The organism is Njordella aestuarii, assembly GCF_056494165.1.
Window position 1 is genome coordinate 2,611,541 of record NZ_CM151397.1, and the last position, 16,091, is coordinate 2,627,631.

A 16,091-nucleotide genomic window follows, 5' to 3' on the forward strand; every position below is an offset into this window, starting at 1 on the left:
GCGCAATGAAGTCAAAATGCATTTGAAATCTGGACCACCGTCGAAAACGGCTGAGTCTACCGCTGCGCCATCGCAACCAGCAAAGCAAGAAAAGCTAACCAAAGCATTGCTTGCGCCCGGAAAGTCCGCTGCGAGTGATGCACATGCACAGCAAGATGTGATTATACGTTTGAACGATATTCATAAGACTTACAGAGTTGGCGAAGTCGATGTCCCGGTTCTTAAGGGAGTTTCGCTTGATATCTGTCGAGGCGAATTTATTGCGTTGATGGGAGCGTCAGGTTCAGGCAAGACGACTTTGATGAACCTGCTTGGCTGCATGGATCAACCGACCAAAGGCAGCTATCAACTGAACGGTATTGAAGTCTCGCGACTTAACCGAGACAAGCTGGCGATCATTCGCAGCCAACAGCTTGGCTTCGTTTTTCAGAGTTTCAATCTTTTGCCTCGTATGGCAGCTTCGGACAATGTGAAAATGCCCGCGTCGTATTCGCACGGACAGCTCTCTTTCCGCAAGCTGAACGCGCGGACGCGGGAACTGCTCGGCATTGTTGGGCTTGCGAAACGATTAGACCATACGCCCGCACAACTCTCTGGAGGCGAGCAGCAACGAGTTGCAATCGCCCGTTCCTTGATCAATCAACCTCAAATTTTGCTGGCTGATGAACCGACAGGTAACCTTGATTCAAAAACCAGCAAAGAAACGCTGCAGTTATTTCGGCGACTGAATACTGAAACTGGAATTACTCTGTTAATTGTTACGCACGATCCGGAAGTTGCGAGCCATACGGACCGAGTGATACGAATGGTTGATGGGCTAATCGTTGAAGACAGTGGTTTTAGCAAGAAGCACTTCGGCGACGATCTAGCCAACCGGTCGATGCCCGCCACGATCAACTTACGTTCAAGTCGTGGTTTGGTGACGAGGTTTTTGATGCTGTTCAGCGCGGCAAGTATTGCGATGCAAGCCCTGCGTCGCAACTTTCTGCGCACTGTTTTGACGACACTGGGTATCATCATCGGCGTTGCGGCTGTAATTGCGATGATGGAGATCAGTAATGGCGCGTCACAAGCAATCCAGCTGACAGTTACGAACATGGGGGCCAATACAATCATGGTTAGCCCAGAGGCCGTCTCAAGTGGCGGTGCATCGCAAGGCAGTGGCAGTGCAGCTACTTTATCGCCGGATGACGTGGCGGCGATCCGTCGCGAATCCAGTTTTGCGATCCATGCGGCTCCTATTGTCAGCGGCTACAAGAACCAAGTGGTCAATGGCAATAAGAACTGGGTGCCGAGATACTTGGTGGGATCAACCGAAGAATTTCTTACGATCCGCAACTGGAGCGAATTAGCCCTGGGACGTTGCTTTGACGACCGCGAAGTTCGCTCAGGTGCAAAAGTTTGCGTTATTGGGCAGACAATCGTTAATCGTTTGTTTGGAGATGAGAATCCGATCGGGCAAGAGATACGAATTACGAATGTTCCTTTCCAAGTGATCGGCGTACTCAGCGAAAAAGGGGCTAACTTGCTGGGAGTCGACCAAGATGACATTGTGCTCGCGCCTTGGACGACCGTAAAAGCGCGGGTCACAGGTGCCGGCGTTTCAGACTCTAGCGGACAGTCAGACGAGGGTAACGCTTCACGCCGCCGTGTTCCGATGGCAAGTCAGCGAATTCGCAACGAAAGTGTACACCAAATTATGGTCCAAGCCGCTTCGCCTGAGGCTGTACCCTTCGCAATTGACGAAATAGAGACGTTGCTTCGCGACAGACATCGGTTGAATGCGGGCGAGAGTGACTTTAAAGTACAAGATATGGCGGAAGTTTCGAACGCGTTGGAAAAGACAGTGGATTTGATGGCTGCATTAGCACTTTCAGTTGCGGCCGTCTCACTTGCCGTGGGCGGCGTCGGCATTATGAACATCATGCTCGTTTCGGTCACGGAACGGACACGCGAAATTGGTTTACGAATGGCCGTTGGCGCGAAAGCGAAAGATATACTTCGCCAGTTTCTGACGGAGTCGGTTGTGCTCTGCTTGGTCGGTGGACTCACAGGTGTAATCGTTGGTCGTGGCGCGTCGTTGCTGGTCGGCAAGCTGATGGACTGGCCAACGCAGCCATCGATATCAGCAGCGGTTATTGCAGTAGCAGTTTCTATGGTCGTCGGCATAACTTTTGGTTATTATCCGGCCTGGAAAGCCTCCAAGTTGAATCCAATCGAAGCGCTTCGCTATGAGTAAGAGATTGGATCCGTTTCTACCAAACGCAACTAGAGTATCAACCGAAGACGTTATGCGAGCCAAACAGACTCCGATTGCACTGGTCGGGAACGGAGCAATCGCTGGCGGTTTGGGAAAGAAAATTGACTCATTTGCGACGATCATTCGCTGCAATAGTTTTCGTTTAAGCGGGTACGAAGATCAGACAGGGATGCGGACTACCCACTGGTGCATCCATGGGTTGGTTGATCGAATGCTTGGGCGTTCCCGTTGGAAGCGGTTCTGGACGCGGGTTTTCGAACCGACGCGTGTCAAAGGCATTTTGCCTAATCCGGACGTGGGAAGCGAAGTGGTCACGTATTGTCCTCGAGCGTTTGATTGGATAGCGATCAATAATATGCGCAAGAAGCTTGGGTTCGATCCCCCTTGCCTGCACGATGCAAGTCTATTGATGCCAATTTTTTCACAAGTGTCTCATCCGACGATTGGATTCACCGCGGCGGCTCTGCTACTCGAGTTTCACGAAAGGATAAGCCTGTTCGGATTCTCCGGACTCAAGAGTGGCCATTATTGGAATGCTAAAGAACGACATGAGCAGAGTCATCTGACTGGAGCGACTAAGGAGTACGAATTATTGAGCTCGTGTGACCGCATTGAGCTAAACTAATATGACTCTGCGAACTGTTTCTGTAATTGTGCCGGTTAGAAACGGTGGAGACACCTTTGGGACGCTGCTCGATCGCCTTATGGAGCTGAGCGTCCCAGCCGGATGGACAAAAGAGATTGTCGTCGGCTATCAAGAGTCCTCAGACGATACACTTTCGCAATTGACTTCGCGAAATATCACATTCGTCGTCTCAAATAAGATCGGCCCGTCTGCCAATCGGAACACTGCAGTAGCCGCGAGTTCCGGCGAATTGCTCTACTTCTTAGACGCTGATGCATTGCCGGTGGAGAAAGATGTTTTAAGCTACGCAGTTGAGCATTACACGCGGCTGGGCCCAATCTTAGGGGCGATGGGCGGGCCGATTTTGATTCATCCAAGCCAGACGGCGAACCCAATTGCACTGGCAGATCATTACGCGTGTTGGTTTCTTTGGCATCGATACCGTCGGGAAGGGAAATCCTTCTTTCAACCGACGGCTAACTTGATCGTCCCGCGTTGTGTGTTCGAAGAAGTTGGTGGCTTTGACGAATGTTTGCACGTGTTCGAAGACTTTGACTTTGAGCAGCGACTTACGGCGGACGACCGCGGAGTATATTTCTTTCGAAACCTCGCGATTTACCATCACGCGCGTGCTGGACTCATTGAAAGTACGGCACATTCATGGCGATGGGGACTTGCTGTCCGGCAACATTTTCTTGCAAAGCAAGCGAGGCAAATCCTGCCGTTTGTTAGGAATCGTTCATTGTTCTGGTTGAACTTTCCCATAATTTTTGTTCGCCGCTTGTGGTATGTCGTCATACAAACCTATCGCGCGAACAAACTTCATTTGCTGATCTGCTTCCCGCTGCTATTCTTAGCAGTGCTCGTCTGGTCGCTGGCGGTCGTTGTTAGTCAAAGGGATAACGACGTTGGAGCATAATTGTGCAACGATGACAACAGTATTAAACTGGGATAATCATGAAGAGCTACCCTTACTACATCGGCAATCGACCTCACACCAGCGAATCGAAGCTTGATGTAACCGACAAGTGGACTGGAGAGGTTGCTTACCAAGTCTCTCTCGCATCAAAGCAGGTGATTGATAAAGCAATTTCGCTCTCTGTCGACGCTTGCGAGCCGATGTTTCGGTTAAAGCCGTTTAAGCGCCAAGCCATACTTGAACATTGTGTTGCTCGATTTCGCGATCGGGCTGAAGAATTGGCAACAGTGTTATGCGTCGAGGCGGGTAAGCCGATCAAGGACAGTCGTGGCGAAGTCGCTCGGTTGATCGACACGTTCAAGGTGGCTGCAGAGGAGGCGACACGGATTGGAGGTGAGGTCTTGAATTTGGAGATTTCGCCTCGAGCGTCGGGCTACTATGGATTCGTCAAACGCGTGCCGATCGGGCCATGCTCGTTTATTTCACCCTTCAATTTTCCACTCAACCTTACCGCTCATAAAATTGCACCAGCCATCGCTGCTGGATGTCCATTCGTGTTAAAGCCAGCGAGCTTAACACCTGTTAGCGCATTAATGATAGGCGAGATCTTGGCGGAAACAGACTTGCCGGTTGGGGCCTTTTCGATTTTGCCTTGCGCGAGGAACGATGCAGAAGCGTTTACGGTCGATGAACGCTTGAAGTTTCTCAGCTTCACTGGATCCGCAGAAGTCGGCTGGAAACTAAAATCGAACGCTGGGAAGAAAAAAGTTGTGTTGGAGTTGGGTGGCAACGCGGCTTGTGTTGTGCATTGCGATGCAGACGTCGATCTGGCCGTAGAGCGTTTGATCGTTGGTGTATTCTATCAATCAGGTCAAAGCTGCATTAGTGTTCAACGCATCTTGATACATGATGACATTTACGAAGAAGTGCGTTCGAAATTGGTGGCGAGGACTAGATCGCTAGTTTACGGAGATCCGAAATCAGAAGACACCTTCGTCGGCCCGATCATCTCCGAAGGGGAAGCTAAACGGCTGGAAGAATGGATATCGCAAGCGGTCGATGCTGGTGGCGCGTTGTTATGCGGCGGCGATCGGGAAGGCTTGTTGGTAAATCCGACCCTACTAGAAGACGTTCCTCAGTCGCAGCGCATTGTAAATGCGGAAGCATTTGGCCCGGTAGCGGTCTTGGAGTCATACTCCGAATTTTCCGATGCGATGCGACGCGTGAATGCAAGCCAATATGGGCTTCAAGCGGGTGTGTTCACGCAGGATATTTCTCGCGTGCTTGCCGCTTGGAACGATTTACATGTTGGCGGTGTGATTGTGAACGACGTGCCTTCATGGCGCGTCGATAACATGCCTTACGGCGGAGTGAAAGCGAGTGGTCTTGGTCGGGAAGGAATTCGTTATGCCATCGAAGACATGACTGAACCGAGACTGATGGTTATTCGCAACGTGGAGTAGGACCAATAGCGGTCACAGTCGCATCGTCGCGAGGCCCGTTGCTGGTTACCAGGCTCTGCCTGGTAACTCACTGCACTGCAGGCTCCGCCTGCGCGTTTGGTTAGGCGATTGATGAGCGAGTGGAAAGGCGAGGAGAAGAGAGGCGGAGCCTCCAAGGCAGTGCGTTCCCAGGCGGAGCTTGTGAACGAGGGGAAAGTTCCTAAGTCTGAATAACGAAATGATACGTTTCAATAACCTAGACGAGCTCAAAACGTACATCTGTCGGGTGGCCGAGAGTCGGTACGTGAACAAGGGGAACTGGACGACTGCCCAAATCTATTATCACCTGGCGGCCGCATTCGAGGCTTCAATTGATACGACTCCGCTACCCGCCGGGTTCCCGAAGCTAGTGCGCTGGATCGTTCGCCCATGCCGTAAAATTGTTACTGGTGTTCGCTTTCCGCCCTGGCTACCTATCCCGGCCGCGATCGCTTTCAAATTGCAGCCCCCGCCCAATTGTGAGTTAGGCGAACAATGCGACCGACTCATGTTAGCGATTGATAATTTTCAGCAATATCGGGGGGAGCATCCTCCCCATCCCGTACTGGGTTCTCTTACGCGATTGGAATGGATAGGATTTCATCTAAGGCATAGCGAGCATCATTTGTCGTTCGTTCGCATAGTTGACGAGGTATGACGCATCACAATCGCTTTCATTACTGGTTACTAGGCTCTGCCTAGTAACCCACTGTACAGCAGGCTCTGCCTGCGTATTCGTTTAGGTAACGGCTGCGCGAGAGGAGAGGCGGAGCCTCAAAGGCAGTGCGTTCTCAGGCAGAGCCTGGGAACGAGGAAAGATTACGGGCACGTGTACGATGCCCTTACTGGTTACTAGGCTCTGCCTAGTAACCAGCTGTACAGCAGGCTCTGCCTGCGTATTTGCTTTGTCAATGGCTGCGCGAGAGGAGAGGCGGAGCCTCAAAGGCAGTGCGTTCCCAGGCAGAGCCTGGGAACGAGGAAAGATTACGGGCAAGTTTCCGATGTGTACGATGCCTTTTCACTGGCGGCGATGGAACCAGTAGTCGCCAATGAAGTACTAATCTCGTGCAGCTTTCTGAGCGCAACGCACATCAATTTCGAATCGATTTCATGTACGTCGATCGGAACTCCGATGCCCTTGAGCATCGTTACGGTCAGCCTGCCACCAAGATGCTGACGAAACTCCTCGAGGCCTTCCAGGAGCAAAGATTTTTGTTCGAGCAGAGTATGCCAAATCGGTAGACGAAGGTCATGCAGACAGGTGCAGATTCGCATCATGTCCGACTTGGGCAAACCGAAAGCCAAATGAGAATAGATGCTGTCGATTGCGACACCGATCGCTACAGCCTCACCGTGCGTAACTCGATAGCCACTCATCGCTTCCAGCCGATGGGCTGACCAGTGGCCAAAGTCGAGCGGCCTAGCCTCGCGAGCTTCGAATGCATCGCCACCCTCGGTGATATGTCGAAGGTGCATTGCGCAAGAGATCTTGATCGCTTCGGTAGCCACTTCCATATTCCGATTGGCAATCTCGTGCGCGTTGATGCACAGCCAATCAAACTTGTCGGCGTCCTTCAGCGATGAGACCTTTACAGCCTCAGAAAACCCGCAGCGGAAATCGCGATCGGGCAGGGTATCGAGCAGCGCTCGGTCGTTGATTACTGCCCAAGGAACGGCGAATGTTCCAACCCAATTCTTCTTGCCAAAATAGTTGATCGCATTCTTTACTCCCACGCCCGAGTCCGCTTGGGCAAGCGTCGTAGTTGGAATACGCACCAAGCGGACGCCGCGATGCGCGATCGCGCATCCGTATCCAACCGCATCTAAGAAAGCGCCGCCACCTACGGCGACTACGTAACTGCGCCGATCGAGGTTGTGAGTATTAATAAGGCTCAGAACCAATTCCACCGCCCTTGAATCGTTCTTGATACCCTCGCCGCCCGAGATCGTGATCAAAGGCGCGACAAGATCGACGTCCGCCTGCTGCTCGAGGAGTCCGTTCAACCGCGACAGCGAATCGGATGCTCGGGCCACGTTCTCTTCACCCAGCAGCAGGACGCGGGAATTTCGAGCTTGATCACCATGGAGGAGCTGTCGCAGCACGCTAAAATCGGCCTGCGCAACATCGTTCGTAAATCGCACCCGATGAGTAAAAGGTACCGAAAAGACGATATCAAACGCATTGGAGGACTCGTCCGAGTCAAAATTCGGCAAGTTCGACGCTAGATCAGGCAACGAATTAGCTTTCAGGCGAAAAAGGCGGGGCGAAAACGGGTTCTCCATTCTAACTGCGAATCGCTAGACGGAATCAACCCATCGTCTGATTATAGTTGAGAAAGCGGCAAGCGTTCAAACGCTGCTATCCCGGTCGTGAAAAGTATTTTGATCGGCTGGCCCGCTTTGCCGGAACAACCAGAGCGCGTGAATTGCTGCTGATCGATTATTCGTACTGAATCGCATCCAGCAGCGTTCTGCGAACAACTCAAACGTTTTCGTCGACGAATTGCAGTTCTTGCTTAGCATCAAAAGCGAAAATCGAGCGGTTGTATCGAAGTTGCGGATTGCGCAATCGCGTCTCTCCGAGACTATGTCGAAAACTGTGGTTTATCTCAAGCTGGTGATTTTGAATTCATCTATTCGTGTCCTAGCTTTCTATAGCTTTTCGATGTTCGATTAGCCGCTCCGGGCTGCCGGGGTGATTTCATAGCAATCGTTCTCGCTCGAGCACATGGCGATGTGAGCGGGATAAACGAGATTTGATTGCAGGTATGTTCGGGGTTAGAGCTCATCCCTCTGATTCCAAGTTTTGGAGGTTCGAGATGAAGAATTTTGCACTTAAGCTAAAGAAGTTTCTGAAGAATGAAGACGGACCAACCGCAGTAGAGTACGCGGTAATGTTGTCCTTGATCATCGTTCTTTGCTTGACCGCTGTTAAGTCAATTGGTCAAAACGCTCAAGCAACGTTCAACGGCGTTGCAGCTCAAATTTCGGCTGACGAAAACAAGTAATCTAACTTGATTACGCTTGCTGGCAATCGGCCGATGGCTGCAATACGCCGTCGGCCGGTTGCATTTATTTAAAACGCTAAACCATTTGGACAACGGGAAAGAATTCCTAATCATGTTAAATACATTTTTTCCATTGGAAGCAATTAGTGGCGCATGGGAATTGATCGCCTGCATGGGCACCATGATTACCGCGACGATCGCCTGGATCTTTGCGGCCCGCTAAACTGCTGACCTTGAAGATGCATGCGATTCGCATGTGCAATTCGCAATCGACGAACGCTCAACCGTTCGCATAACTTAAACTAAACATGGGCCTGCACCGACTGCTATCGGTTCGAGCTCAATTAATTTTCGCTCGCAGGTGGGACAGATGGACACATTATTAGTATCGGCGTGCCAACAATGGCACATTTGGCTGATCTCGGTTGTATTAGTAGTGGCTGCAGTTATCGACGGGATCGCCCTCAAGGTGCCTAACTGGATAACGTTTCCTATGATCATCTCCGGCTGGGCCTACAGTGCCGTAGCTGGTGGCTGGTCTGGATTGGGCTTTAGTTTGTTGGGCACATTTGTAGGCTTGATGTTGCTTTATGTTCTGTATAGCGTGGGCGGCATGGGAGCGGGCGACGTGAAATTGCTTGCTGGCATTGGCGCTTGGGTCTATACAAACCACGTTCTGAACATCTTTATTGCCACGACAATTGTCGGAGCCATCATGGCTGTGATTATGGTCGCTTGGTCAGGTCGTTGGTCACATCACTTCCGCCAGTTCAAGATGATCATTGCCGAATGGTTTCGCGTCCGCAATGCCGACAAACTTTACGAGATTGCATCGGAGCGTAAGCCACGCATGTTGCTGTTGCCTTACGGAATTCCGATGACCGTCGCAGCTCTCGGCTACTTCGCCTTCAGCGGCATGTACTTCTAAGTTCAATTCTTGAAAAAATAGATAATAATCAGCCGAGCAACCTGCTCGGCTGATTTCATTTAGAGACGAGCTACTTGCAATCCCGCTGCGCGACCGTCCTGCGATGGTAGCCCAAGCTTCGCAGCAAGCTAGATAGAAGCAGCGGTACAATCTGGTTTAGCTCATCATCTCGACTGGACGCAGAATGGCAATTCTTGTCCTTTGATTCTTTAGGAAAACCGAAAGTTTGCGACGGCGTTGGTGGCAGCTCAGATCGCAAGGTGAGTAGCGGAACCCAGGTCGATCATTTTGGTATCATGCGATCATGTTCAGCCAAAGAGTGCGGACTGAGCCGCTAAAAGCGGAAAAAGAGAGATCTTTTGATCAGACCCCGATACGCTTTGGTGGTCTGCATTCGAGCGTGCTAGTGACTAAATCAACCTACGTTGAGGGCTGAATTGCACTATAATCAGATGCTCGATGGATTCCCTTTATACCAGTTGCTGTTTGACCTAGTCTCCTCTCCAATAGGTGTCATTAATGGGCTATGTTCTTGCGCTAGATCAGGGAACGACAAGTTCTCGTGCGATTGTATTCGACTACGATGGGACTGTCATCGGCGTGGCTCAACGCGAGTTTAAGCAGTTTTACCCCCAAACTGGCTGGGTGGAACATGATGCACGTGAGATTTGGAATGCCCAGCTAGCGGTTGCCCAAGAGGTGCTGGCTAAGCAAGATATATCGGCCAGTCAAATCGCTGCGATTGGGATTACGAACCAGCGGGAAACGACATTGATCTGGGACCGGAAGACCGGCGAGCCGATTCATAATGCGATTGTCTGGCAAGACCGACGCACGGCAGGATATTGCGATGAATTGAGGGAGGCGGGACACGAAGGAATCGTCCAGCAACGGACCGGGCTATTGATCGATGCGTACTTCTGCGCTACAAAGATCCGCTGGCTACTTGATAACGTGCCCGGAGCGTCGAAACGCGCCGAACAAGGCGAATTGGCGTTCGGTACGATCGATAGCTGGCTGATCTGGAAGCTTACCGGCGGACGCGTTCATGCTACCGACGTGACCAACGCTTCGCGAACAATGCTACTGGATATTCGAACACAGCAGTGGGACCCGGAATTGCTGTCGATCTTGGACATTCCAGCATGCATGCTCCCCGATATACTCCCGTCCAGCCACGTGTATGGCGAGACCTCAGCGGAACTCTTCGGAAGCCCGATTAAGGTCGCTGGTGCAGCGGGCGATCAACAATCAGCGCTGTTCGGTCAGAACTGCACGCGACATGGCATGGCCAAGAACACTTATGGAACTGGCTGTTTTATGCTCATGAATATTGGCGAGGAACCGACACTGTCTAAGAACAAACTGTTGACTTCGATTGCTTGCAGTGTAGGTGAGTCAACCGAGTACGCGCTGGAAGGAAGCGTTTTCGTTGCAGGAGCTGCGGTACAGTGGTTGCGAGACGGCTTGGGTATTATCGAAAAATCTTCGGATGTTGAGGCTTTGGCGGCGACGGTCAAAGATAGCGACGATGTGTTCCTGGTACCAGCCTTCGCTGGGCTGGGGGCACCGCATTGGGATTCTTACGCACGCGGAGCGATTGTAGGCCTAACACGAGGAACGACCAAAGCACATATTGCTCGGGCTGCCTTGGAGGGGATCGCTTTTCAAGTCGCCGATGTGCTCGATGCGATGCGTCACGACACTCAAATCGCGATGAATGAACTGCGCGTCGACGGCGGCGCGGCGGCGAACAATTTACTGATGCAGTTTCAGGCCGATATATTGCAAGTTCCCGTGGTGCGACCCAAGATCATCGAAACAACCGCGTTGGGAGCGGCATTCTTGGCCGGTCTGGCCGTTGGCTTCTGGAGCGATTTGGACGAAATCAAGAACATCTGGCAAACAGATCGCGTTTTCGAGCCAACAATGCCAGCTGACGAAGTGGCTAGGCGAAGAGCCAGGTGGGCTGAAGCTCTTCAGCGTTCGCGGGCTTGGGAGCAGAATCGATGATCGGCGACGAAGGAAGACTGCTGGATCGAAATAATTCGCTGAGCCGGATCGCGAACCGTCAAGAAGCTTGGGATATGATTGTGATCGGCGGCGGCGCGACTGGTATTGGAATCGCAATGGACGCCACTAGTCGCGGATTCAGCTGTTTGTTATTGGAGCAATCCGATTTTGGCAAGGGTACGTCAAGCCGCAGCACAAAGCTGATTCATGGCGGCGTTCGGTACCTACAGCAAGGTAACATAACTCTTGTCCGCGACGCGCTTCGTGAGCGAGCACTGCTGAAGAAGAACGCAGCACATCTCGTAAGCAGTCTCGCGTTTGTCATTCCCTGCACGACCAAATGGCAACAATTGTATTACGCTGTTGGGCTGAAGGCCTACGATGCTTTATCAATCAAGAATAGTTTTGATCGCTCCGAATCACTCGGTAATTCTCGGGCTCAATCATTATTACCTTCGGTACTAAAGTCGCAACTCAAATACGGCGTCCAGTACTACGACGGGCAGTTTGACGATGCCCGATTGTTGATCAACATGGCTCAAACGGCTTGCTCACACGACGCATGCCTTGTCAACTATGCTCCTGTGCGAGTGCTGATTAAAAACCAACAGGGGAAAGTCTGCGGTGTGAAGTTTCACGATGAGGAGGGTGGCGTTGACTACGAAGCCCTCGCTAAGGTCGTTATCAATGCTACGGGACCTTTTACCGATTCAGTTCGCAGGATGGACGATGCGAATATCGCGTCGATGGTGGCGGCTAGTCAAGGAATCCACATTGTGCTTCCTCGAACTTTCTTCCCGTCTGATGCGGCAATGGTTATTCCAAAGACAAGCGACGGTCGCGTTCTGTTTGTGATTCCTTGGTATGATCACGTGCTAGTTGGAACAACCGACACTCCTTTGCAAGATGTCGCGCTTGAGCCGCTTGCTCGCCAAGAGGAAATTGATTTTCTGCTGGACACCGTATCACAATATCTGACAGAAACGCCTACTCGGGATGATATTCTGAGTGTTTTCACGGGAATTCGACCGTTGGTCCGTGGTGATAAGTCTGCTCGAACGGCTTCGCTTTCACGAGATCACACCATTGTCGCTTCACCGAGCGGGCTCGTTACGATTGCGGGTGGAAAGTGGACGACCGTCCGAAAGATGAGCGAAGATTGTGTGGACTTTGCTATCAAGGCGACCGACCTTGCGTGGCGACCTTGCCGAACGATGTCATTGAGCATTCATGGTTGTCCGAGCGGAAACGGAGATGAAGCTGAGACGGCGAAGCGGTCTTATTATGGTACCGATCTCGCAAGGATTCGTGTGCTCGAACAGAACGATCCGTTGCTTGTCGAGCGATTGCATCCAGATTTGGTTTTGTACGCTTCGGATGTTGTCTGGAGTGTGCGACATGAGATGGCGCGCACAGTAGAGGATGTGATGGCTCGTCGAAATCGTGCTTTGTTTCTAAACGCCCGAGCTGCGGTCGAAGCGGCTCCAAAAGTCGCTGCACTTATGGCCGTTGAATTGCAGAAGGACGAAGGATGGATCGCGCAGCAACTCGAGCGCTTTCATCGAACCGCGATCTCGTATTTCTCTGGGACGAACTAACTTGGACCTTTTAGCTCTGCTTGCAAAATCCGTCACAATTTCTTCAGCTCACTTACGGGACTCACGCTTAGTTGTGAAGCCAGCAAGGCTCGCGTGAGTTTTTTTGCGAGCAATTGTTTTCTGGTCGCATGATTTCGGATAAATGTTAGGATAGCGGTTGCGATCCGTCATGCTACGTTTGTTCAGCCAAGGTGTATTCGATGTCAGTGCCAAAAATTCCGTCCGCTTTGTCTCATCCGCTCTTGGAGGATGCGGTTCATGCGGCTCATGTTGCCGGGCAAGAGCTAATGAAGTTTTTCCGCAACGATATGCGAGTATCCGCCAAGGGCAAGGCAAACTTTGTTACGGAAGCAGATCTCGCATCGGAGAGAATCCTTCACGAACTGCTTTTGGAGGCTGATCCAGAAGCGGAAATGATGGCCGAGGAGTCGTTCGTCGCTTCGACTGCAACTCCGACGCAATGGATTGTTGATCCGCTGGATGGTACCACAAACTTCATGCATCACATCCCTCAGTTCGCGGTTTCAATCGCATATAAACGTGATGAAGAAATCGAGATGGGGATCGTCCATAATCCATTCTACAACGAGTGGTATTTCGCAGTTGCCGGGCAGGGCTCCTACAACGGTCAGCTGAAAATGCGGGTTAGCAAGGAAACCGATTTTCGCGACTCGCTTTTCTGCTTTGGGTTCTTTTACGATCGCGACCTAGCGATGTCGGCTACGCTGCGCTGCATCGAAGAGCTGATGAAGCATCATGTCCACGGCATTCGACGTTTTGGTGCCGCCGCCTTGGACTTAGCAGCTGTTGCAGATGGCCGATATGGTGCGTTTTTTGAATTTGAACTTCAACCGTGGGATATGGCTGCAGGCATCTTGATGATCAAGGAAGCTGGTGGCAAAGTAACGGATTGCGTCGGAGATTCCATAACTTGTCATTGTCCAAGTAGCTTGATTGCTTCCAATGGTGGAGTTCACACGGATGTCCTTGCGATTGTGCAAAAACATTTTAAGTCTTATTGAGGCGATGCCGCCTAAAGGCGGTACTACGAACGGGTGGCGCTAAAAGGCGGTATTACAAACGGTTGCCGACAGAAGGCGAGACTTGGAGCTAGGGCGATTTGTGAGCGATTACGATAAAGCCAGACGCTCGAATTCGGCCAATCCACCAAGGGTTTTTGAGTTGGCCTGTGGATGATTGGTTGAGCCAAATCCATTGTTGACGTTCGAAGCCAGCTTGCTTCAAATCGCGACGTAACTCTTTATGGCTAAAGATGTGAAGAAACATTTTTGGGAGATTCCGATAAGCGTAATAGCGATCGCCCGCCTCATGGGTAGATGCTTGTAATACTCTACTCTTGGAGTCGCGAAGTATGTTTCGCCGGCCTTCAGCAGTGGTCCACCAATTGCCACGGTTGTGAACATGAACCACAAACCTACCACTTTGCTTTAGCACTCGCTGCAAATGCCGAAGGCAGCGCAACCGATTTTCGCGACCTCGCACCATACCCAACGAACTGTAGAGGCAGAGTGCTAAGTCGATGGTGCTGTCCTGAAGAAAATCGAGTTCAACCATATTGGCGTGAAGCCAAGCGTGCTTCGATGTTTCTGCACGAGAGACACTCAGCTTGGACATTTTGTCTACTGCGCACCTGAGCATCGCGGGGCTTAAGTCGACACCGATTGTATGGTGCCCTCGCAGATGGGCTTGTTCGAGACTGCGGCCGGTCCCGCATCCTAAATCGAGAATTGTTTTAGGCGCGGTGAACTCTGGCGACTCGATCATTTCGTTCACAATCTGCTGATCGTAACGCAACAATCCATGGTCAGCGTGAAACGAATCGTAGTCCGTTGCAATGCGTTCATTCGAGACATAATCCCACGTTGCTCGTGAGACACCGGGCGGCAGCTGCCAGTCAGCTTTGGTCACAGGTCCCATACTTATTTCAGTATTTCCAAGGCCGCAGCGACCATTGTTCGCACGGAGGTACGAATTGAAGGCTCAAAATCTGGGTAGTATAGACTGCTGTGGAGCGAGGGGACTGGGATGTCATTCTCCTTGTAGCGTGCCAAACGTTCGGGCGAAACTGTTCCGACACGGTACATCAAGATCGGAACTCCGGCGAGTCCATACTGGCTGAAATCTTCGCCGCCCATGGAAGGCTCATCCAGCTCTACATTGTCGACGCCAATTGCTTCTTCGAAAACCTTTCGCATGCGTTTGGTCAGTTCATCATCGTTCGTCAGGGCAGGCGTCCCTTCGCTAAAATTAACCTCAGGTTCAGGAGCGTTGTACGACATCGCAACCGCGCGGGCCTTGCGCTGTATTGCCGATAGGACTTGTTGCCGAACTTCGTCACTGTAGCTGCGAACCGTCAACTGCAAGTCACAATCATTTCCGATGATATTGTGTTTAGTGCCGCCGTGAATTGATCCGACAGTAACGACTGCAGGAGATGAGGGTTTGACTTCGCGGCTTACAATCGTCTGCAAAGATACCACGAGTTCAGCCGCTTGTACGACTGAATCGATTGCGGTATGAGGTGCGGAACCGTGTCCCCCGCGGCCTTTAATTTTGATGTCTACACTGTCGACATTTGCAAACGCGTGCCCCGGGGTGAGCTTAACGGTACCAGCGGCAAAGTCTCCTGCAACATGGAATGCGATGGCATAGTCGGGACGGGGAAATCGAACGAAAAGTCCATCTTTCAGCATCGCCGATGCCCCAGCGCCTCGCTCTTCGGCCGGCTGGCCAATCAGCATCAAAGTTCCGTGCCACATGTTGCGATGAGAAGCCATAAATCGAGCAACCGCGACCATGTTGGTCATGTGAACATCGTGGCCACACGCATGCATGACTCCGGTGCTGCTACCGTCTGGAGAAACCGACTTGGCTGTCGATGCGAAAGGAAGCGGCGTCTGCTCGGTAACTGGCAGGCCATCAAGATCAGTTCGCAGCATCAGCGTAGGGCCATCGCCGTTCTTCAGCAAAGCTACGACGCCGTGGCCTCCGACGTTCTGAGTTACATCGAACCCCGCTTCGTTCAGCAGTTTTGCGAACTGCAGCGCGGTTTCCTTTTCCTCAAATGACACTTCGGGATGCGAGTGAAACCAGACGTAAGTCTGTGCAAGGCCGCTGATTTCATCTTCTAGCCAGCTTGAGACGAGTTCATTCTGCGGAATCTGCTCGCTATCTTGGCTCCATACATTAAGCGACAATGTCGAAACAGCCAAGAAGAATAACCAATGCATATCCAGAT

The 16,091-nt window shown here is 51.6% G+C and carries 13 protein-coding genes; 10 read left to right on the forward strand and 3 right to left on the reverse strand.

Features of this window, described 5'->3' with window-relative positions:
• Positions 1-16 precede the first annotated feature (16 nt).
• The 5 genes from SH451x_RS10155 (at position 17) to SH451x_RS10175 (ending at position 5,943) form a co-directional block, all read left to right on the forward strand.
• The gene (locus SH451x_RS10155; RefSeq protein WP_479362346.1) at positions 17-2,239 is read left to right on the forward strand and encodes an ABC transporter permease; all 2,223 of its coding nucleotides are present in this window, start codon (positions 17-19) and stop codon (positions 2,237-2,239) included.
• Positions 2,232-2,885 carry a glycosyltransferase family 29 protein gene (locus SH451x_RS10160; protein WP_479362347.1) on the forward strand — a complete coding sequence of 218 codons (654 nt, stop codon included), beginning with the start codon at positions 2,232-2,234 and terminating at the stop codon, positions 2,883-2,885. Before SH451x_RS10155 ends, SH451x_RS10160 begins: the two co-directional genes overlap by 8 nt.
• Position 2,886: 1 nt before the next feature.
• The gene (locus SH451x_RS10165) at positions 2,887-3,804 is read left to right on the forward strand and encodes a glycosyltransferase (RefSeq protein ID WP_479362348.1); all 918 of its coding nucleotides are present in this window, start codon (positions 2,887-2,889) and stop codon (positions 3,802-3,804) included.
• A gap of 38 nt (positions 3,805-3,842) precedes the next feature.
• Entirely contained in the window at positions 3,843-5,267 is a 1,425-nt protein-coding gene (locus tag SH451x_RS10170) for an aldehyde dehydrogenase family protein (RefSeq protein WP_479362349.1), read from the forward strand.
• A 217-nt stretch (positions 5,268-5,484) separates the two neighbouring features.
• Positions 5,485-5,943: a DUF1569 domain-containing protein gene (locus SH451x_RS10175; protein ID WP_479362350.1), complete on the forward strand. Its 459-nt coding sequence runs from the start codon at positions 5,485-5,487 to the stop codon at positions 5,941-5,943.
• A gap of 326 nt (positions 5,944-6,269) precedes the next feature.
• On the opposite strand, the gene SH451x_RS10180 is transcribed toward SH451x_RS10175, so the two are convergent.
• Complete coding sequence (locus SH451x_RS10180) at positions 6,270-7,568, reverse strand: 3-dehydroquinate synthase (RefSeq protein WP_479362351.1); 1,299 nt, start codon at positions 7,566-7,568, stop codon at positions 6,270-6,272.
• Between the two features lie 536 nt (positions 7,569-8,104).
• Between SH451x_RS10180 and SH451x_RS10185 the strand changes: the two genes are divergently transcribed.
• From SH451x_RS10185 to SH451x_RS10205, 5 genes are all read left to right on the forward strand, one after another.
• A complete protein-coding gene (locus SH451x_RS10185) occupies positions 8,105-8,293 on the forward strand; it encodes a Flp family type IVb pilin (protein WP_479362352.1) in 189 nt (62 codons plus the stop codon).
• Between the two features lie 370 nt (positions 8,294-8,663).
• Complete coding sequence (locus SH451x_RS10190; protein WP_479362353.1) at positions 8,664-9,221, forward strand: A24 family peptidase; 558 nt, start codon at positions 8,664-8,666, stop codon at positions 9,219-9,221.
• A 519-nt stretch (positions 9,222-9,740) separates the two neighbouring features.
• The gene (gene glpK, locus SH451x_RS10195) at positions 9,741-11,234 is read left to right on the forward strand and encodes a glycerol kinase GlpK (RefSeq protein WP_479362354.1); all 1,494 of its coding nucleotides are present in this window, start codon (positions 9,741-9,743) and stop codon (positions 11,232-11,234) included.
• Positions 11,231-12,832, forward strand: coding sequence for a glycerol-3-phosphate dehydrogenase/oxidase (locus SH451x_RS10200; RefSeq protein ID WP_479362355.1), 1,602 nt, complete (start codon positions 11,231-11,233; stop codon positions 12,830-12,832). Before glpK ends, SH451x_RS10200 begins: the two co-directional genes overlap by 4 nt.
• Before the next feature lie 200 nt (positions 12,833-13,032).
• Positions 13,033-13,854, forward strand: a complete 822-nt coding sequence (locus tag SH451x_RS10205; protein ID WP_479362356.1) for an inositol monophosphatase family protein — start codon at positions 13,033-13,035, stop codon at positions 13,852-13,854.
• An 88-nt stretch (positions 13,855-13,942) separates the two neighbouring features.
• On the opposite strand, the gene SH451x_RS10210 is transcribed toward SH451x_RS10205, so the two are convergent.
• Positions 13,943-14,770, reverse strand: coding sequence for a class I SAM-dependent methyltransferase (locus SH451x_RS10210; RefSeq protein WP_479362357.1), 828 nt, complete (start codon positions 14,768-14,770; stop codon positions 13,943-13,945).
• A 2-nt stretch (positions 14,771-14,772) separates the two neighbouring features.
• Positions 14,773-16,083, reverse strand: coding sequence for a M20 metallopeptidase family protein (locus SH451x_RS10215; RefSeq protein WP_479362358.1), 1,311 nt, complete (start codon positions 16,081-16,083; stop codon positions 14,773-14,775).
• Between the last annotated feature and the right edge of the window lie 8 nt (positions 16,084-16,091).

Coding starts and splice junctions, on each gene's coding strand:
- SH451x_RS10210 (WP_479362357.1), bottom strand. CDS start 14,770: ATGGGACCTGTGACCAAAGCTGACTGGCAGCTGCCGCCCGGTGTCTCA.
- SH451x_RS10205 (WP_479362356.1), top strand. CDS start 13,033: ATGTCAGTGCCAAAAATTCCGTCCGCTTTGTCTCATCCGCTCTTGGAG.
- SH451x_RS10160 (WP_479362347.1), top strand. CDS start 2,232: ATGAGTAAGAGATTGGATCCGTTTCTACCAAACGCAACTAGAGTATCA.
- SH451x_RS10170 (WP_479362349.1), top strand. CDS start 3,843: ATGAAGAGCTACCCTTACTACATCGGCAATCGACCTCACACCAGCGAA.
- SH451x_RS10185 (WP_479362352.1), top strand. CDS start 8,105: ATGAAGAATTTTGCACTTAAGCTAAAGAAGTTTCTGAAGAATGAAGAC.
- SH451x_RS10155 (WP_479362346.1), top strand. CDS start 17: ATGCATTTGAAATCTGGACCACCGTCGAAAACGGCTGAGTCTACCGCT.
- SH451x_RS10215 (WP_479362358.1), bottom strand. CDS start 16,083: ATGCATTGGTTATTCTTCTTGGCTGTTTCGACATTGTCGCTTAATGTA.
- SH451x_RS10175 (WP_479362350.1), top strand. CDS start 5,485: ATGATACGTTTCAATAACCTAGACGAGCTCAAAACGTACATCTGTCGG.
- glpK (WP_479362354.1), top strand. CDS start 9,741: ATGGGCTATGTTCTTGCGCTAGATCAGGGAACGACAAGTTCTCGTGCG.
- SH451x_RS10200 (WP_479362355.1), top strand. CDS start 11,231: ATGATCGGCGACGAAGGAAGACTGCTGGATCGAAATAATTCGCTGAGC.
- SH451x_RS10190 (WP_479362353.1), top strand. CDS start 8,664: ATGGACACATTATTAGTATCGGCGTGCCAACAATGGCACATTTGGCTG.
- SH451x_RS10165 (WP_479362348.1), top strand. CDS start 2,887: ATGACTCTGCGAACTGTTTCTGTAATTGTGCCGGTTAGAAACGGTGGA.
- SH451x_RS10180 (WP_479362351.1), bottom strand. CDS start 7,568: ATGGAGAACCCGTTTTCGCCCCGCCTTTTTCGCCTGAAAGCTAATTCG.